The organism is Soehngenia saccharolytica DSM 12858, assembly GCF_059568515.1.
The window spans coordinates 33,674-49,203 of the sequence record NZ_JCANTN010000006.1 but is presented as its reverse complement, the minus strand read 5'-3'; the positions used below and the strand labels follow the sequence as shown (position 1 = coordinate 49,203).

Sequence of the window (15,530 nt, the reverse complement as noted above, 5' to 3'; positions counted from 1 at the left end):
AAGAAGTGGCTTAACCCACTTCTTATTTTTTAGTTAAACCTTCTTTTTCAAAGAATTCTTTAGTCAATTTAAATACAGTTCCACTTAACATTAGGACACCGATTAAGTTTGGAATAGCCATCAGACCATTTAGAGTATCAGCAAGATCCCAAATTAATTCCAAACCACCAACAGAACCTATTATTATGAATGGAATGTAAATTATTCTATAAGGGGTAATAGCTTTTGGTCCAAATAGATATTCCATGCATCTTTCTCCGTAGTAGCTCCATCCAAGAATTGTTGAAAAAGCAAATAACATAATTCCTATTGTGACTATATATCCACCGCCAGGGATAGATTCATTAAATGCTTGTGTAGTCAATACAGCTCCAGATGCACCACTATCCCAAAGGCCTGATACCATTATTGCCAATGCTGTCATTGAGCAAATAACAATAGTATCCATGAACACTTCAAATACTCCCCACAAACCTTGTCTAACTGGGTGATCAGTAGTTGCTGCAGCGTGAGCTATTGGAGCAGAACCAAGGCCGGCTTCATTTGAAAATACTCCTCTTGCAACTCCTTTTGTCATAGCTAATCTTACGGTAGAACCAGCAAATCCACCTACAGCAGCAGTAGGAGTAAAAGCATGTTTAAATATCAGACCAAATGCTTCAGGAATATGTGTTATATTTCCGAATATGATGACAAGAGCTCCTATGATGTATATTGCAGCCATGAAAGGTACTAACTTTTCTGTAACAGCACCAATTCTTTTTAATCCCCCAATTATTACTAGAGCAGTAATTATAGCAAGTACAAATCCTGTTGCTAATGGAGGTACCTTAAAGGACTCTTCAAGTGCAGCGGCAACAGAGTTTGCTTGTACCATATTGCCTATACCAAATGCTGCAATAGAACCAAAGATTGCGAATATAACTGCGAGCCATTTCATATGAAGTCCATTTGTGATGTAATACATAGGTCCACCGACATATCTGCCATCTTCAGTTTTTTCTCTAAAATTAACTGATAAAACTACTTCAGCAAATTTTGTGGTCATGCCGAAAATAGCCGAAACCCACATCCAGAAAACTGCTCCAGGTCCACCAGTTGCAATAGCTGTTGCAACACCAGCAATATTTCCAGTTCCTACTGTTGCAGCAAGAGCTGTCGCTACTGCTTGAAATGCAGTTACTTCTCCTTCTCCTTTTTGTTCCTTTGAAAAAATTTTTAAAAGTGTGTTCTTTAGTATATAGCCTAATTTGGTAATTGAGAAAAATTTTGTTCTAATAGTTAAATAAATTCCAGTTCCTACTAGTAGTATTAGCATTGGCGGTCCCCATACTACATTATTTACCATCTTATTAATCTCGGCAAAAAGTTCCATAGCTTACCTCCTCAATTATATTTTGACTCAAATGAAAACGTTTGAATCAATTAATATCATTTTAGCAGAAATATGGATTGATTACAATATCAATTAACAGAAAATTAATAATTATGATAAAATTGACACAAATATAACAAGCAATATAGATTATAGACCCATATTTACTTGATATTTTATATGATAAGAGATATTATAAATTAATAAACTATTAGAGGTGAGTTATGTTTTACGCTGTGAGAAAGGGCAAGAACATTGGTATATATAATACTTGGGATGATTGCAAAAGGGAAGTAGAAGGTTTTAGCGGAGCAGAATACAAGAAATTCAAAACTTATGAGGAAGCACTTTCTTTTATAAATAATGATTTTAATGACGAAAATAACACCAATATGGTATTAAATTCAGATACTGCTGTTGCATATATAGACGGCAGTTTTGACATAGAAACTCATACTTTTGGATTTGGAGCGGTAATATTTTATGATGGTGAAAAACTAACATTTTCACAAAGGTTTGATGATAAAGATTTAGCATCTATGAGAAATGTGGCAGGTGAAATCAAAGGTGCAGAAGCTGTCATGAGGTGGGCACTAAAAAACAAAGTGAAGAAGTTAATTCTTCACTATGATTACATGGGAATAGAAAATTGGGCTCTTGGCAAATGGAAAACCACTAAAACAGGAACGAAAGCTTACAAAGAATTTTACGATGAAATAAAAGAAAAATTGGAAGTAAAATTTGTAAAAGTTAAGGCACATTCAGGTGATGAATTCAATGAAGAGGCAGATAAACTGGCAAAGAATTCGAAGTTACTCTAATTTTTCAATGGCTACTTTGTTGTTTTTTAACAAGTAGAGAGCATATTCATCCACATTGTATTCATATTTATAGTATATTTTTTTTATCCCTGCTTGTATAAGAGCCTTAGTGCAGTTTAAGCAAGGGAAATGAGTTACATAGGCATTGCAGTTTTTAACGGAAATGCCTTCTTTAGCACAATATAAAAGTGCATTCATTTCGGCATGTATGGTCGCAATACAATGGTTATCTCTAATTGTATGTCCGACGTCATCACAGTGAGGATTTCCTGCAACTGATCCATTGTATCCAGTTGATACAATTCTGTGATCATCATTAACGATGACACAGCCGACAAAGGCTCTATCACAAGTTGATCTTGACGCAACCATTTCAGTAATTTCCATAAAATATTGATTCCAACTTTTCCTATTTGCCATTCTAAAACCTCCCTATCAAAAAGTATTATAACATAAAAATATATTAATATATATTAATATAATATGGGTATATACTAAACATATACTAAGGAGGTTAAATGTATGCATGGAGTTGTATTAGAAGGCGGCGGAGCAAAGGGCGCTTATCATATAGGCGCTTACAAAGCTATATTAGAGAACGAATTCGACATAGGTGCTATTGTAGGGACATCAGTCGGCGCTATAAATGGAGCAATGATTGCCCAAGGTGATTTTGATAAAGCGTATGAACTATGGGAAAATGTTAATTACACTGACATCATAAAAGCTAACGAAGAAGAAATCAATAGACTTAAAGAGCTAAGACTGAATAAGGAAGATTTAAGTATTTTATTGAAGAAGCTTAGAGAAATAATTCAAGATGGAGGATTTGACATAACTCCATTAAAAAACCTCTTAGATCAATATATTGATGAAGATAAAATAAGAAAATCAAATATGGATTATGGATTGGTAACAGTTAATATCTCGGATTTGAAACCGTTAAAATTATTTAAAGAGGATATACCAACAGGAGAGCTCAAAAATTATATATTGGCATCTTGCTATTTACCTGTTTTCAAAAAAGAGAGAATTAATGGTAAGCTTTTTTTAGATGGTGGGTACTACAACAACCTCCCTTTTGACATGTTAGTCGAAAGAGGATATAGCGACATGATTATAATCAGAACAAATGCTTTAGGTATAGCGAGAAAAGTGCCGGATGACAAATACAACATATTGACAATTTCGCCATCTGAGAATATAGGTAATTCATTTACTTATGAAAAAGACATTGCAGTTTCAAACATGAAACTGGGTTATTTTGATGCAATTAAAGAAATTAAGGGATTAAAGGGAAATAAATACTATTTTAAGCCTCTTGGAGAAGAATATTACTTTGATATATTGAAGAATACTAGAAAACCAACGATAAATTCAATAGCTAATGCTCTAAATGTCACAGATGAACCAAATAAAAGGTTATTTTTTGAAGTAATCATCCCTAAAATCTCAAAATTGCTTGAATTAAAGGGGAACTACGACTATGAAGATTTTGTATTAAATTTGTTGGAAGTTTTGTTGGCGTATTATAGAGTAGAGAAATATAAGATTTATGATTTTGAAGAATGTTTAGAAATAATAAGAAAAGAACCTAATTTGATTATTCCTACTCAAACTAGTAGATTCGAGAAGATTTTGGAGAAAGCTAATATAACAAATGTTTTTAGGAAAGAAGATATCTTGCTTAATGTAGCATATGATTTAATTAAAGGCATGGAGGTGTAATATGGATATTGATGAATTAAAAAGAAAATTGAAATCGCGAATACCTCAGCCAATAGATATAAAAAACAAATATTCTGTTTTGATACCTTTATTGAAAATTAATGAAAAATGGCATATTATATACGAATTAAGAGCATCTACGCTTATCGCACAACCTGGAGAAATATCCTTTCCAGGTGGAAAAGTCGAAGGGAATGAAACTTATAAACAAGCAGTCATTAGGGAAACAGTTGAAGAATTAAATATAGACGAGAAAAACATAAATATAATAGGAGAACTTGACTATCTAATATCCTATGCAAATTTTACTATTCACTGCTTTTTAGGTGAACTTAAAGACATAAAGCTAGAAGATATTAAGCCTAATGAAGAAGAAGTAGATCATATTTTTGCAGTTCCGTTAGATTATTTTCTAACTCACGAACCGATGATTTTTGAACTCGCATTAAAGACCGAGGGGAATGACTCATTTCCTTATGAACTTATTCCTAAGGGACGTGATTATAATTTCAGAGAAGGCAAGCATATAGTTCTTTTTTACCAATATGGAGACTATATTATTTGGGGTTTTACTGCTAGGATGACTAAGCAATTTATAGATATTCTGAGAGAAATTGGAATAATATGAGTTTAGGAGGAGTAATTTGAATTACGAAATTGTTGAATATTATAAACATAATTTTATATATGTAAGAGAATTAAAAGAAATGGGATTAAATCATTGTTTTACGACTAGAGACATGGACTTGGGCTTAAAAACAACCAAAAATCCAGCATTAGTCAATAGCAATCTGGAAAAGGTGTATGATTTTTTAGGTAATAGACCGACTGTACTTTTCAATGGATATCAAGTCCATGGTGACAATATAAAAATAATAAGAAGCATTGAAGAGGGCTTGGAAAATGATACAGGAAAGTATTTTGCTGACACAGATGGTCTTATGACGAAAGAAAAAGGGATTGGACTTATCACTAGATTTGCTGATTGCACTCCAATTATTATTTATGATCCAATCAACAAAGTTCATGCTAATATACACTCAGGTTGGCGAGGTACTTTAAAAACAATCGCTAGAAAAGCTATAGATATGATGATAGACAATTTCTCATCTATTCCTATTGATTTAATAGCAGTATTAGGACCCTCAATAAGTAAAGAAGATTTTGAGGTAGAAGAAGACGTTTATTTAATGTTTAAGGAAAGATTTTCAAACATATCGGATTTTTCAGCTATTAAAAATAAGACTAAGTATTTAATAGACATAAAAGGCATTAATAAACAATTATTAATAGATAAAGGGTTGAAACAGGAAAATATTGTTGATATAAATTTATCTACTTATTCAACTCAATTTTTGCATTCTTATCGACGAGATAAAGAATCGTATGGGTTGATGGGAGCGATAACATTGATATAGCGAGTGCACTGCACCCGCTATATTTTTGAATATTCTAATATGGTCTTTCTCTATATCTTTTTATTTCTTCTGTAATAAGGGGAACTATTTCTAAAGCATCCCCGACAAATCCTATATTTGCGACGCTGAATATTGGTGCATCAGGATCTTTGTTGATTGCGATTATAAAATCTGATTTTTCCATGCCGGCCAAGTGCTGAACGGCCCCTGAAATACCGCAAGCGATATAAACTTTAGGCCTAACGGTTTTGCCAGTTTGACCAACCTGATGGTCTTTTGATATATAACCTTTGTCAACAGCTCCTCTAGAAGCTCCAACTTCTGCTCCAATCATCTTAGCGCATTCTTCGAGAATATGGAAATTGTCGCCAATCCCACGGCCGCCTGAGATTATTATGTCAGCTTTTGTAATATCTACAGCCATATGATCTCTTGGAAGAACTTCGACTAATTTTACTGGATCATTTATATTTACGATGGAAACTTCTCTTTTGTCTATTTCAAATTGTCTAGATGTATCCTTTGGCAATTTTTCCATTACTCCAGGTCTTATTGTAGTCATTTGAGGCCTCTTTGTCTCATTAATAATAGTCCCAAATAGATTTCCTCCAAATGCTGGTCTTGTAACATAGAGCAATGATGAATTTTCATTTTCAGGGTCGAATTCAAGTTTAGTAGCATCTGCTGTTAAACCTGTATCGCATCTAGCAGCAATTCTAGGAGCTAAATCTCTTCCCATTACTGTCGCCGGAATTAGCACGATGTCTGGCTTATCTTTTTTTATCACTTCATCTACAAATAGAGTAGTGAATATTTCAGTGCTGTAGTGATTGATATCTTTGTTGTACAGCCAAATAATTTTATCAGCACCATGGTAACCAATTTCATTGATTAAATCTTCACTTAAATTTCCAATTGCAACTCCAACTACTTTATAGCCAAGTTGAGGTCTGTTTTCCACTAATCTACGAGCTTCACCTAATAACTCCAAAGAAGCGTCATTTATAGCTCCATCTTTTTCCTCGCAAAATACATATATATCTCTATATTCTTTTATATCCATATCTCAATCTCCTTATTTACCAATAAACTTAAAATCTATTAGCGTTTCAACAATTTTTCTAGCGGTTGTCTTTGGATCTAATTCCAATACATCAGAATTTTTATGAGCTTCTTTTGTAAAGGTCTTCTTTACTTTTGTAGGAGATCCCTTTAAGCCTATTATTGAAGGATCTATGTCAATATCGTTGAATGTGACAACCTTGATGTCCTTTTCAAAAGCATGACTTATTCCCTTGACAGTCATATACCTTGGTGTAGCAATTGTGCTCAATGTAGTGATTAAGCAAGGAAGTGAACATTCAAGCACTTCATAGCTATTTTCAAGAGCTTTTTTTACTCTTATTTTTTCATCGGTTATATCTAATATGTCATCAACATAAGTTATTTGTGGAATTCCCAATTTTTCTGCCGTTTGTGGACCAACTTGTGCTGTATCTCCATCAATTGCTTGCCTACCAGCTATAATAAGATCATAGTCCAACTGTCTTATGACAGCAGCTAAAGTATTGGAAGTTGCCCATGTATCAGCACCGCCAAATTTTGGATCGCTTACTAAAATACATTCGTCAGCACCCATTGCATATAATTCTCTAAGCATGCTTTTTGCTTGAGGAGGTCCCATGGTGATGCATGTTACTTTTGCGCCTTTTTCATCTTTTATTCTTAAAGCCATCTCAAACCCTGCTAAGTCATCAGGATTTGTTATAGTTGGAACACCTGTTCTTATTAGTGTCCCAGTTTCTTTATCTATTTGCATTTCAGTTGTATCTGGAACTTGTTTTAATAATACTAGTATATTCATAATCGACTCCTATCATTTTAATAATTTATTTGATATTACTAATCTTTGAATTTCAGATGTACCTTCATAGATTTCAGTTATTTTAGCATCTCTGAACATTCTTTCTACTGGATAATCTCTCGTGTATCCATATCCACCGTGTAGCTGAACAGCTTTTGTAGTGGTTTCCATAGCTACTTCAGCAGCAAATAGTTTTGCCATTGCAGCTTCAGAAGTATAGTTTTGATTAGTATCTTTCAAATAAGCAGCTCTATAAACTAAAAGTCTTGCAGCATCTATTTTTGTCTGCAAATCTGCGATTACAAATTGAGTGTTTTGGAAAGCTGAAATAGGTCTTCCAAATTGTTTTCTCTCTTTTGTGTATTTTATAGTTTCGTTTAAAGCTCCTTGTGCAATTCCAACAGCTTGAGCAGCGATACCAATTCTTCCACCGTCAAGAGTTGACATAGCTATTCCAAAACCTTTTCCTTCTTGACCTAATAGATTTTCTTTAGGCACATAAAGGTCTTTGAAAATCAATTCAGCAGTTGAACTACCATGAATTCCAAGTTTTTTTTCGATCTTGCCGATTGAGAAACCTTCCATGCCTTTTTCAACGATGAATGCCGATATGCCTCTAGTTCCTTTTTGCTTATCAGTCATTGCAAAGATAATGTAGATATCTGCATAACCACCATTGGTTATAAAGATTTTTGACCCGTTTATTTTATAATAGTCGCCTTCTTTGATAGCAGTTGTTTGTTGCATTGCGGCATCTGATCCAGCGTTTGGTTCTGTAAGACCAAATGCGCCAAGTTTTTCTCCTTTTGCCAAAGGCACCAAGTATTTCATCTTTTGCTCTTCAGTGCCATAAGTATAGATTGGATTGCAGCAAAGAGATGTGTGAGCTGATAGAATTACACCTGTTGTTGCACATACTTTTGAAAGCTCTTCTACAGCTAAAATATATGATAAATTATCTCCATCTGAACCACCGTATTTGCTTTCAAAAGGTATTCCCATCATACCTATTTCTGCCATTTTCTTTACGTTCTCTATTGGAAATCTCTCTTCTTCATCAATTTCTGCTGCTAGAGGTTTTACTTCTTTTTCTGCAAATTCACGAAACAGTTTTCTCATAAGAGCCTGTTTTTCGCTTAAATCAAAATTCATACCGTTATTCAAAAAATTCACCCCTCAATAAATGTTAAAAAAATAACCTTCTTCGTTAAAAAAACTAAAATATTTATCCCCAAATATTATTATAAACCTTAAATTTTTTTAATCAAGGGTAAAAGCACAAAATTGATACATATTTATCAAATATTAATAAAAATTATAATGTGGAATTTTCCACATTATAATCTAATTTGATGATATTGTTTTTTCCCTTTTTTTATCATTAGTTTATCATCGGTGAAATCTAACAATGTTACTATTTTATCGATTGATTCCACTTTAATGCCATTTAAACTAATTCCACCTTGCTCTATTAGTCTTCTTCCTTCACTTTTTGATTTGATCAATTTTATGTCAAATAGCAAATCGATTATGTTTATACCGTTTTCAAATATGGACTTATCCATTACAGTATGTGGTATAGAGCCCTCATCCTGCCCATTTGAAAACAATGCTCGAGCAGCTTTTAAAGCAGAATCAGCTTCTTCCTTTCCATGAACCATCTTTGTTACTTCATAAGCCAATACCTCTTTTGCCTTGTTTAAACTCTCGCCACCTTCTTTTGTCAAATCTTCAATTTCTTCTTTAGGTAAAAATGTCAATAGATACAAGAACTTCTTGACATCTCTGTCATCTGTATTTCTTAGATACTGATAGAAATCAAATGGTGAAGTTTTGTCTTTATCAAGCCAAATAGTTCCCTTTTCAGTTTTGCCCATTTTATTGCCAGATGCTGTGGTCAACAGTTGGAATGTCATGCCATATACTGTATCGTTCTCAAGTTTTCTTACTAATTCATAACCACCAATAATATTTGACCATTGATCGCTTCCGCCTAGTTGAAGTTTACAATTGTAATTCCTATAAAGGTGTAAGAAATCATAGCTTTGCATTAACATGTAACCAAACTCAAAAAATGTAAGACCCTTTTCCAATCTATTTTTATAACAATCAAAAGTTAGCATTCTGTTTACTGAAAAGTGAACACCAATTTCTCTCATAAAATCTACAAATTTTAATTCCAATAGCCAATCAGCATTGTTGACCATAATAGCATTTCCAGGCGAGAAGTCTAGAAATCTAGAAAGTTGATCTTTAAACCTATTTGCGTTGTAATCTATTATATCTCTTGTAAGGACTCTCCTCATATCAGATTTTCCTGAAGGATCACCTATCATAGTGGTTCCTCCGCCGATTAGTGCTATGGGTTTATGTCCTGCTCTTTGCATATGTGTCATGACCATGATTTGTAGGAAATGGCCTAAAGTTAGGCTGTCGGCAGTCGCATCAAAGCCTATATAAAATGTAACTTTTTCTTTTCCGAGTAATTCTTTTAACTCTTCTTCATGAGTAACTTGGTCTATGTAACCTCTTTCGCTTAAAATATCAAAAACATTGTCCAAATCTATCCCTCCAAAAATAAAAATAAGGGTCTTCTCATCTAAAGGACGAGAAGACCCGTGGTACCACCTTAATTCGCTCAAAGCCTCTTACACGTATGGTGTGATATCCCTTAAAACTCAAGATTGTAATTCGAGTACTATATCGCTGCTAGTTTTCACCATACACTAGCTCTCTAAAAGCTCAACATAGTCTCTACTAAAGTCTTTCATCGCCTAATTTTCAATTAACACCATACTAATATATAAATATGTCATTGTCAAGTCTAATATCACTCAACTTTTATATCTACTGCATTTTCCCACAAGCCATGAATATTACAATAGCTTGTTGCATATAATGTACCTGGTTGTGTAGTGCTAAATACTGATATCACACATGGTTCTGTAAATATATCTGACTCTCCATGTGAATTAAACTCATATGTTCCTAGCTCAATAGGGAATTTAGCTCCTTCTGGTTTAAAATACAATTTAATCCATGCTATGTGGTGCTCAAGTGTATTTGGATGAGGTATTTCTTCTCCGATTAAAACTTTGACTTCAATTTTTTCACCTTTTTTAACAACTTCTGGTGCATGGATAACTGGTACGTGTTTTTCACCTTTAAAATCTCCTGTTTGATAAAAATTTCCTATACTCATAATATCCCTCCTAATTAATTTTCATTTTTATAATAAATACTCCTTTTGATTAATACCCAAAAAAATTTTTATTACAACAAATAAATGGTATTAAGTGAAATTTTAAGTATAATATATATATGAGGTGGGAATAATTGAAAAAAATTGATATAATAGCTTCAACCACTTTTGGATTAGAAGCTTTGACAAAGAGAGAACTAATTGATTTAGGATATGAAGAATTTGAAGTTGAAAATGGCAGGATAACAATTAAAGGCGAGATAGAAGATGTAGCAAAATTGAATATATGGCTGAGAACTGCAGAAAGAATATCTATAAAAGTGGGAGAATTTAAAGCTACTACTTTTACTGAATTATTTGACAAAACTAAAGAGCTTCCATGGGAAGAATGGATAGATATAGATGGCAATTTTATGATTTCTGGAAAAAGTTTAAATTCAAAACTATTCAGTATTTCTGATTGCCAAAGTATAGTAGAGAAAGCTATAGTAGAAAGACTAAAGGAAAACTATGCGGTGGAATGGTTTTCAAAAACTGGAGCTAGATTTAAAGTAGAAGTATCACTAAATAAAGACATAGCAACACTTACACTCGATACATCTGGTGAGGGACTTCATAAGAGAGGATATCGAAATAGAGCAAATTTAGCCCCCATTAAAGAGACTCTTGCTGCAAGTTTAGTGATGCTAAGCTATTGGAATAATGAAAGGCTTTTATACGATCCTTTCTGTGGATCGGGAACTATACTAATAGAAGCTTTGCTAATTGGCAAGAATATTGCTCCCGGGTTGGATAGAAAATTTGATTTTGAGGCATGGGAAGTATTTCCAAAAGAAATTGTGAAAGCAGAAAGAGTAAAAGCGCGAAATTCAATAAAACATAGTACAAAGCTTAGGATTATGGGAAGTGACATCGATAAGAAGTCAATTTTGATTGCAAGAGATAATTTAGCGAATTTAGGATTAGAAGATGAGATAACTTTTTTTGTCAAAGATATGAGAGATGTTGATATAAAAAATGAATATGGAGTTTTAATAACCAATCCCCCATATGGTGTGAGAATGGGGGATGACGACGAAGTTAGACAGCTTTATATTGATTTTGGCAATAAATTTAGAGAACTAGATAAATGGTCAATATATGTTATCACAAACGATGAGGACTTTGAACGTTATTTTGGTAGAAAAGCAGACCGAAAGAGAAAGCTGTATAATGGAAGGATAAAGGTTGATTATTATCAATTTTTTGGCCCCAAACCAACAAAGGAAAGGTGATAATATGGGAATTTATACTAAAACAGGCGACAAAGGTAAGACCTCTTTATTTGATAACACAAGAGTTTACAAAGACGATATAAGAGTTGAGAGCTATGGCACTGTTGATGAACTTGGCAGTTTTATAGGATTAGCAAAGAACTATGTAGAGGATGAAAACATAAAAGAAATCCTATTTAAGATCCAAAACAAGCTTTTTGTTGTAGCCTCTAATTTAGCTACAATTGACCAAGAAAAAATCAAGTATAGAGTAAAAGAAGAGGACATAGCATTTCTTGAGAAAGTAATAGACGAATATATGGGGAAAATAAACAATCCAACAGGCTTTATCATTCCCGGGTCAAATAAACAGTCTGCTCATCTACACGTAGCTAGGACTATTTGTAGGAGAGCTGAAAGAAGGATTATTTCTCTATCGAAAGAAGAATATGTCGATGAAAATCTAATAAAATACGTTAATAGATTATCAGACTGTATTTACGCGTTAGCTAGATATTTAGAAGATGAGCAGCAAAAAGTCAATTATGAGGTATAGTTTCTAAACCGCGGGGTGATTTTGTGTTTGAAAATGATAATAAATTAAATGATAAACTGACAATGTTTCAACATGGAATATTGAATTATCAAGTTTTAGATGGCATGGCTGACTGGGTAAGAGTTGTATCGAGAGATGGAATAGTGATTTATGCTAATAAAGCAATGAAAAGAGATCTTGGCGAGAATATAATTGGTTCAAATTGTTATAAAATATTAAATAAAGCGGATAGATGTGTCAATTGTATTACTCTGAAAAGCATATTTTCTGGTGAAACATTTCTAAAAGAGGAGATTGTAAACGGAAAATACTACTCTGTGAAAAGTTCACCAGTACGAAACACAGATGGGGATATTGTTGCAGCAGTAGAAGTGTTTAGAGACGTCACACGGGAAAGAAAGCTAGAATTAGAATTATTGGAACGAAACAAACTCATAAGCGAAGATTTGAAATTTGCGAAAAAAGTTCAAGAAAAGATACTTCCTAGACAAGGCATGTTTGAAAACTTGAATATTGAATATATATATAAAGCTTCAGAAATGCTAAGTGGAGATATGTTCGATGTGTTTCACATTGATGATGACAATATTGGAATATATATAAGCGATGTAGCTGGCCATGGAATTGCCGCTTCGATGCTTACCATGTTTATAAAACAGATGATGAGAGACATCAAAGATGAGATAAAAAGCCCTTCTGAAGCACTTTTAGAACTTCACAAGAGATTTTTAGCATTTGGATTAGAACCAGATAAGTATTTTACAATTTTTTATGGCATTTACAATAGGACAAAAAATACTTTTTCTTACTCAAATGCAGGACACAATTGTTATCCAATAAAATTTAATGATAAAGATGTTAATCCATTAAAAATCAAAGGGTATCCTATAACGATCTTATTTGATGAGATGAATTATGAAGAAAAGGAAGTACAATTAAACTATGGGGATAAGATACTTTTATACACTGATGGAATAACTGAAGCAATGGATTATAACGGCAAGCAATTTGGAATTGAAGGCGTGCTTGAAACAGTAAGAAATCACCCTAATAATTTATTGCAAGAAATCGAGGAAAAATTCATTATTCACAGCTGGGGAGAACAAAAAGACGACTATGCGTTGGTATTGGTAGAAGTAACTGACTAGAGGAGGAAAAATATGGGAATAAAATTTGATTATTCGAATTCATTTATAAAAGAGCACGAATATAAAAACATGGAGCAGATAGTAAAGACAGCTCATACCATGCTTCATAATAGAACTGCACAAGGAAGTGAGTTTACAGGCTGGCTTGATTTATCTTTACATTTTGACAAGGAAGAATATCAGAGATTATTAATGAAATCGGAAGAAATTAGAAACAATGCAGATTATTTGATAGTTATTGGAATAGGTGGCTCTTATTTAGGAGCTCGTGCAGTTATAGAGGCTTTAAATCACAGTTTTTATAACTTGATTGAAGATGATAAGAGAACTAGCCCTAGAGTAATATTTGCAGGCAACAACATATCTGGGAAGTATTTATCAGATTTATTTGAAGTAGTAAAGGACAAAGAAGTCTACGTAAATGTTATTTCCAAGTCAGGAACTACAACTGAACCAGCAATAGCATTTAGATTTTTTAAGAAATTCATGGAAGAAAAGTACGGAAAAGAAAAAGCAAGGGAAAGAATTATCGCCACTACTGATAAAAGCAGGGGTTCGCTAAAGGAACTGGCAAAGATTAATGGATATGAAACTTTTGTTATTCCAGATGACATTGGCGGTAGATATTCAGTATTAACTCCAGTAGGATTGTTGCCAATTGCAGTTTCAGGCATAAATACCGATGAGATTTTAAAAGGCGCTTTTGAAGCTGAAAAGATTTACTCAAATAGTAATTTATTTGATAATGAATGCTATATGTATTCAGCTTCAAGACAAATATTAAATAGAAAAGGCAAAGACATTGAAATATTAACTAATTACGAACCGTCTTTATCTTTCATATCCGAATGGTGGAAGCAACTTTATGGAGAATCGGAAGGCAAAGACAAAAAAGGCATATATCCTGCAAGTGTTAATTTTACTACTGATTTACATTCCATGGGCCAATGGATTCAAGATGGAAAGAGAAATATATTCGAAACTAATTTAATCATCAAAGATTTAGATAAAGACTTGACAATTGAAAGCGATGATATGGATTTAGACAAATTAAATTATCTTTCAGGAAAGACTGTAAGCTATGTGAATGAAAAAGCATTTAAGGGTACGCTTCAAGCGCATGTTCAAGGTGATGTGCCAAACTTAATAATTGGATTAGATAAACTCGATGAATACAATATGGGAAATTTAATTTACTTCTTTGAAAAAGCTTGTGCAATCTCTGGGTATATACAAGGAATCAATCCGTTTGATCAGCCTGGAGTTGAGATGTACAAGAAAAATATGTTTAAATTATTAGGAAAACCTGAATAATTTATTAAAACTAGGTTGAAAATTAACAATGATTGATATATTATAAACAAAGAGGAGGGATAGCTTGAATTATAAAAATATCATTTTAAAAAAAGACGGGTCTGTTGGCATTTTATCTATTGATCGGCAAAATGCGCTTAATGCCTTAAACACAGAGGTTTTATCGGAAATCTCTCAAGCGTTGGATGAATTAATCAATGATGAAGAGGTTAATGTTTTTATAGTTACAGGTGAAGGCAGAGCTTTTGTTGCGGGAGCTGATATTTTAGAAATGAAGGATTTAAACTCAGCTCAAGCGAGAAAATTTGCACAAGCTGGTCTGGAGGTATTTAGAAAGATAGAACTTTGTGAGAAACCTTCAATTGCTGCTGTAAATGGATATGCTTTAGGCGGAGGCTTAGAATTAGCTATGTCTTGTGACATACGAATAGCTTCAAACTACGCAAAATTTGGACAGCCTGAAGTTGGATTAGGTATTACACCTGGATTTGGCGGAACAAATAGGCTTCAAAGACTAGTTGGAATTGCAAAAGCCAAAGAATTGATTTTTACAACCGATGTGATAGGCGCAGATGAAGCCCTTAAAATAGGATTAGTAAATAAAGTGGTGGATGCAGAAAACCTCATGAACGAAGCTATTACGATGGCGAATAAAATCGCACAAAAAGCACAACCAGCGGTTAGATATTCAAAGGTTGCAATAAATAGAAGTGCAGAGGTAGATATTGAAACTGGAATGGAGATTGAGAAAAACCTATTTGGCCTTTGCTTTGCTACTGAAGACCAAAAAGAAGGCATGAAAGCATTTGTAGAAAAAAGAAACCCTGAATTTAAGGGTAAATAATGGAGGC

16 protein-coding genes and 1 other annotated feature are annotated in these 15,530 nt (G+C 33.3%); of the genes, 9 read left to right on the top strand and 7 right to left on the bottom strand.

The features are described from left to right. Positions 1–22: 22 nt before the first annotated feature. Complete coding sequence (locus BO51_RS02930) at positions 23–1,375, bottom strand: alanine/glycine:cation symporter family protein (RefSeq protein WP_496483810.1); 1,353 nt, start codon at positions 1,373–1,375, stop codon at positions 23–25. 224 nt (positions 1,376–1,599) lie between these two features. On the opposite strand from BO51_RS02930, the gene BO51_RS02925 reads away from it, so the two are divergent. Next, on the top strand, positions 1,600–2,196 hold the full coding sequence (locus BO51_RS02925) for a ribonuclease H1 domain-containing protein (RefSeq protein WP_496483808.1): 597 nt from the start codon (positions 1,600–1,602) through the stop codon (positions 2,194–2,196). Here BO51_RS02925 and BO51_RS02920 read toward each other — a convergent pair. Beyond that, a complete protein-coding gene (locus BO51_RS02920; RefSeq protein ID WP_496483806.1) occupies positions 2,188–2,616 on the bottom strand; it encodes a deoxycytidylate deaminase in 429 nt (142 codons plus the stop codon). The genes BO51_RS02925 and BO51_RS02920 overlap by 9 nt on opposite strands. A gap of 102 nt (positions 2,617–2,718) precedes the next feature. Here BO51_RS02920 and BO51_RS02915 point away from each other — a divergent pair, with 102 nt between their 5' ends. From BO51_RS02915 to pgeF, 3 genes are read left to right on the top strand one after another with little or no spacing between them, the layout of a single operon-like run. Next, a complete protein-coding gene (locus tag BO51_RS02915; RefSeq protein ID WP_496483804.1) occupies positions 2,719–3,924 on the top strand; it encodes a patatin-like phospholipase family protein in 1,206 nt (401 codons plus the stop codon). A 1-nt stretch (position 3,925) separates the two neighbouring features. Continuing rightward, positions 3,926–4,552: an NUDIX hydrolase gene (locus BO51_RS02910; RefSeq protein WP_496483802.1), complete on the top strand. Its 627-nt coding sequence runs from the start codon at positions 3,926–3,928 to the stop codon at positions 4,550–4,552. Between the two features lie 16 nt (positions 4,553–4,568). Further along, positions 4,569–5,342, top strand: a complete 774-nt coding sequence (gene pgeF / locus BO51_RS02905; protein ID WP_496483800.1) for a peptidoglycan editing factor PgeF — start codon at positions 4,569–4,571, stop codon at positions 5,340–5,342. A 34-nt stretch (positions 5,343–5,376) separates the two neighbouring features. On the opposite strand, the gene BO51_RS02900 is transcribed toward pgeF, so the two are convergent. The 5 genes from BO51_RS02900 to BO51_RS02880 form a co-directional block, all read right to left on the bottom strand. Further along, positions 5,377–6,405: an electron transfer flavoprotein subunit alpha/FixB family protein gene (locus BO51_RS02900; protein WP_496483798.1), complete on the bottom strand. Its 1,029-nt coding sequence runs from the start codon at positions 6,403–6,405 to the stop codon at positions 5,377–5,379. Positions 6,406–6,417: 12 nt separating this feature from the next. Then, entirely contained in the window at positions 6,418–7,206 is a 789-nt protein-coding gene (locus BO51_RS02895; RefSeq protein ID WP_496483796.1) for an electron transfer flavoprotein subunit beta, read from the bottom strand. Between the two features lie 12 nt (positions 7,207–7,218). Continuing rightward, on the bottom strand, positions 7,219–8,358 hold the full coding sequence (locus BO51_RS02890) for an acyl-CoA dehydrogenase (protein ID WP_496483884.1): 1,140 nt from the start codon (positions 8,356–8,358) through the stop codon (positions 7,219–7,221). A gap of 185 nt (positions 8,359–8,543) precedes the next feature. Further along, a complete protein-coding gene (tyrS, locus tag BO51_RS02885; protein ID WP_496483794.1) occupies positions 8,544–9,767 on the bottom strand; it encodes a tyrosine--tRNA ligase in 1,224 nt (407 codons plus the stop codon). A 38-nt stretch (positions 9,768–9,805) separates the two neighbouring features. Further along, positions 9,806–9,986: a binding site (T-box leader), on the bottom strand. Between the two features lie 50 nt (positions 9,987–10,036). Continuing rightward, entirely contained in the window at positions 10,037–10,408 is a 372-nt protein-coding gene (locus BO51_RS02880) for a class II SORL domain-containing protein (RefSeq protein ID WP_496483792.1), read from the bottom strand. 134 nt (positions 10,409–10,542) lie between these two features. Here BO51_RS02880 and BO51_RS02875 point away from each other — a divergent pair, with 134 nt between their 5' ends. The 5 genes from BO51_RS02875 (at position 10,543) to BO51_RS02855 (ending at position 15,523) form a co-directional block, all read left to right on the top strand. After that, positions 10,543–11,682 (top strand): THUMP domain-containing class I SAM-dependent RNA methyltransferase, encoded by a 1,140-nt coding sequence (locus tag BO51_RS02875; RefSeq protein WP_496483790.1) that lies wholly within the window; start codon positions 10,543–10,545, stop codon positions 11,680–11,682. Positions 11,683–11,686: 4 nt separating this feature from the next. Beyond that, a complete protein-coding gene (locus BO51_RS02870; RefSeq protein ID WP_496483788.1) occupies positions 11,687–12,217 on the top strand; it encodes a cob(I)yrinic acid a,c-diamide adenosyltransferase in 531 nt (176 codons plus the stop codon). Between the two features lie 23 nt (positions 12,218–12,240). Beyond that, positions 12,241–13,365 (top strand): PP2C family protein-serine/threonine phosphatase, encoded by a 1,125-nt coding sequence (locus BO51_RS02865; protein ID WP_496483786.1) that lies wholly within the window; start codon positions 12,241–12,243, stop codon positions 13,363–13,365. Between the two features lie 18 nt (positions 13,366–13,383). Beyond that, positions 13,384–14,679 carry a glucose-6-phosphate isomerase gene (locus BO51_RS02860; RefSeq protein ID WP_496483882.1) on the top strand — a complete coding sequence of 432 codons (1,296 nt, stop codon included), beginning with the start codon at positions 13,384–13,386 and terminating at the stop codon, positions 14,677–14,679. A 64-nt stretch (positions 14,680–14,743) separates the two neighbouring features. Continuing rightward, positions 14,744–15,523, top strand: a complete 780-nt coding sequence (locus BO51_RS02855; protein ID WP_496483784.1) for an enoyl-CoA hydratase-related protein — start codon at positions 14,744–14,746, stop codon at positions 15,521–15,523. The last annotated feature ends 7 nt before the right edge of the window (positions 15,524–15,530 follow it).

Bases quoted from the DNA above. Each gene is read 5' to 3' on its own strand.
- BO51_RS02880 (WP_496483792.1), bottom strand. From the start codon at position 10,408: ATGAGTATAGGAAATTTTTATCAAACAGGAGATTTTAAAGGTGAAAAA.
- BO51_RS02930 (WP_496483810.1), bottom strand. From the start codon at position 1,375: ATGGAACTTTTTGCCGAGATTAATAAGATGGTAAATAATGTAGTATGG.
- BO51_RS02920 (WP_496483806.1), bottom strand. From the start codon at position 2,616: ATGGCAAATAGGAAAAGTTGGAATCAATATTTTATGGAAATTACTGAA.
- BO51_RS02890 (WP_496483884.1), bottom strand. From the start codon at position 8,358: ATGAATTTTGATTTAAGCGAAAAACAGGCTCTTATGAGAAAACTGTTT.
- BO51_RS02900 (WP_496483798.1), bottom strand. From the start codon at position 6,405: ATGGATATAAAAGAATATAGAGATATATATGTATTTTGCGAGGAAAAA.
- BO51_RS02925 (WP_496483808.1), top strand. From the start codon at position 1,600: ATGTTTTACGCTGTGAGAAAGGGCAAGAACATTGGTATATATAATACT.
- BO51_RS02870 (WP_496483788.1), top strand. From the start codon at position 11,687: ATGGGAATTTATACTAAAACAGGCGACAAAGGTAAGACCTCTTTATTT.
- BO51_RS02910 (WP_496483802.1), top strand. From the start codon at position 3,926: ATGGATATTGATGAATTAAAAAGAAAATTGAAATCGCGAATACCTCAG.
- BO51_RS02895 (WP_496483796.1), bottom strand. From the start codon at position 7,206: ATGAATATACTAGTATTATTAAAACAAGTTCCAGATACAACTGAAATG.
- BO51_RS02915 (WP_496483804.1), top strand. From the start codon at position 2,719: ATGCATGGAGTTGTATTAGAAGGCGGCGGAGCAAAGGGCGCTTATCAT.